The 3,041-nt window shown below is 53.6% G+C and carries 2 rRNA genes; both read right to left on the bottom strand.

What is annotated here, in order from left to right:
* Positions 1 to 106 (bottom strand): 5S ribosomal RNA (gene rrf / locus ACTJLB_RS32345); the annotation flags it as partial.
* A 227-nt stretch (positions 107 to 333) separates the two neighbouring features.
* A 23S ribosomal RNA gene (locus ACTJLB_RS32340) occupies positions 334 to 3,041 on the bottom strand; the annotation flags it as partial.

Below are 3,041 nucleotides of genomic sequence, written 5' to 3'. Positions count from 1 at the left end.
ATTACCTACTTTCACACGGGCAATCCGCACTATCATCGGCGTGGAGTCGTTTCACGGTCCTGTTCGGGATGGGAAGGGGTGGGACCGACTCGCTATGGTCATCAGGCTTTGACGGGTTGCCGTACTGCCGGTGGGGCAATACAGCCAATCGGGAAGAAGTAGTTTCTGGTGATGCTCACCAGGCGATGCGGGGTTGTGCTGTATCGGGCACAACACTGATCTCTCAACCTGGGTGTCTGGCGCGAACTCACGGCGAGTTCAAGCGCATCCCCTTCGGGGATCGGACCAGTGTAGGCGCTGAAGCGCCAACGCTGGTCGAGACACACCTGTTATAGGATCAAGCCTTACGGGCAATTAGTATCAGTTAGCTGAGCACATTACTGCGCTTACACACCTGACCTATCAACGTCCTGGTCTTGAACGACCCTTCAAGGGGCTCGAAGCCCCGGGGATATCTCATCTTAAGGCGAGTTTCCCGCTTAGATGCTTTCAGCGGTTATCTCTTCCGAACATAGCTACCCGGCGATGCCACTGGCGTGACAACCGGTACACCAGAGGTTCGTCCACTCCGGTCCTCTCGTACTAGGAGCAGCCCCCTTCAAATATCCAGCGCCCACGGCAGATAGGGACCAAACTGTCTCACGACGTTTTAAACCCAGCTCACGTACCTCTTTAAATGGCGAACAGCCATACCCTTGGGACCGGCTACAGCCCCAGGATGAGATGAGCCGACATCGAGGTGCCAAACACCGCCGTCGATATGAACTCTTGGGCGGTATCAGCCTGTTATCCCCAGAGTACCTTTTATCCGTTGAGCGATGGCCCTTCCATACAGAACCACCGGATCACTATGACCTGCTTTCGCACCTGCTCGACTTGTCGGTCTCGCAGTTAAGCACGCTTATGCCATTGCACTATCAGCACGATTTCCGACCGTACCTAGCGTACCTTCGTACTCCTCCGTTACACTTTGGGAGGAGACCGCCCCAGTCAAACTGCCTACCATGCACTGTCCCCGATCCGGATTACGGACCAAGGTTAGAACCTCAAACAGATCAGGGTGGTATTTCAAGGATGGCTCCACGCAGACTGGCGTCCACGCTTCACAGCCTCCCACCTATCCTACACAGACCGGTTCAAAGTCCAATGCAAAGCTACAGTAAAGGTTCATGGGGTCTTTCCGTCTAGCCGCGGGGAGATTGCATCATCACAAACACTTCAACTTCGCTGAGTCTCGGGAGGAGACAGTGTGGCCATCGTTACGCCATTCGTGCAGGTCGGAACTTACCCGACAAGGAATTTCGCTACCTTAGGACCGTTATAGTTACGGCCGCCGTTTACCGGGACTTCAATCAGGAGCTTGCACCCCATCATTTAATCTTCCGGCACCGGGCAGGCGTCACACCCTATACGTCCACTTTCGTGTTTGCAGAGTGCTGTGTTTTTATTAAACAGTCGCAGCCACCAGTTTATTGCAACCCCTTCACCCTTCTCGCGCAGGCGAGTCAAGCTACAGGGGCGTACCTTATCCCGAAGTTACGGTACCAATTTGCCGAGTTCCTTCTCCCGAGTTCTCTCAAGCGCCTTAGAATACTCATCTCGCCCACCTGTGTCGGTTTGCGGTACGGTCTTGTTGAACTGAAGCTTAGAGGCTTTTCCTGGAACCACTTCCGATTGCTTCGTCACCGAAGTGACTGGCCTCACACCCTTGAATTCCGCGCCCGGATTTGCCAAAGCGCCTTCTCCAATGCAAGGACCGGGACTTCCAACACCCGGACAACCTTCCGCGATCCGTCCCCCCATCGCATTCAACAATGGTGCAGGAATATTAACCTGCTTCCCATCAGCTACGCATTTCTGCCTCGCCTTAGGGGCCGACTCACCCTACGCCGATGAACGTTGCGTAGGAAACCTTGGGCTTACGGCGAGGGGGCCTTTCACCCCCTTTATCGCTACTCATGTCAGCATTCGCACTTCCGATACCTCCAGCACACTTTCCAGTGCACCTTCGCAGGCTTACGGAACGCTCTCCTACCATGCACATAAATGTGCATCCGCAGCTTCGGTATATGGCTTAGCCCCGTTACATCTTCCGCGCAGGACGACTCGATCAGTGAGCTATTACGCTTTCTTTAAAGGATGGCTGCTTCTAAGCCAACCTCCTGACTGTTTTAGCCTTCCCACTTCGTTTCCCACTTAGCCATATTTGGGGACCTTAGCTGGCGGTCTGGGTTGTTTCCCTCTTGACACCGGACGTTAGCACCCGATGTCTGTCTCCCGCGATTGCACTCTTCGGTATTCGGAGTTTGCTATGGCGTAGTAATCCGCAATGGACCCCACAACCATGACAGTGCTCTACCCCCGAAGGTGATACACGAGGCACTACCTAAATAGTTTTCGGAGAGAACCAGCTATTTCCAGGTTTGTTTAGCCTTTCACCCCTATCCACAGCTCATCCCCTAACTTTTCAACGTTAGTGGGTTCGGACCTCCAGTACGTGTTACCGCACCTTCATCCTGGCCATGGATAGATCACCTGGTTTCGGGTCTACACCCAGCGACTGAACGCCCTGTTCGGACTCGCTTTCGCTACGCCTGCCCTAATCGGTTAAGCTTGCCACTGAATGTAAGTCGCTGACCCATTATACAAAAGGTACGCCGTCACCCCTTACGAGGCTCCGACTGTTTGTATGCATGCGGTTTCAGGATCTGTTTCACTCCCCTCCCGGGGTTCTTTTCGCCTTTCCCTCACGGTACTGGTTCACTATCGGTCGATCACGAGTATTTAGCCTTGGAGGATGGTCCCCCCATCTTCAGACAGGATTTCACGTGTCCCGCCCTACTTGTCGTACACCTAGTTCTTCCTCGCTGTTTTCGTCTACAGGGCTATCACCTGCTATGGCGGCACTTTCCAGAGCCTTCGACTAACAATGAAGATAAAGAGTACAGGCTGGTCCCATTTCGCTCGCCACTACTCTGGGAATCTCGGTTGATTTCTTTTCCTGCGGTTACTTAGATGTTTCAGTTCACCGCGTTCGCTTC

Source organism: Paraburkholderia sp. 22098, from assembly GCF_052045935.1.
Taxonomy (GTDB): Bacteria; Pseudomonadota; Gammaproteobacteria; order Burkholderiales; family Burkholderiaceae; genus Paraburkholderia; species Paraburkholderia caledonica.
Note: the sequence above shows the minus strand (reverse complement) of the source record. Positions and strands in the feature narration are given on the sequence as shown.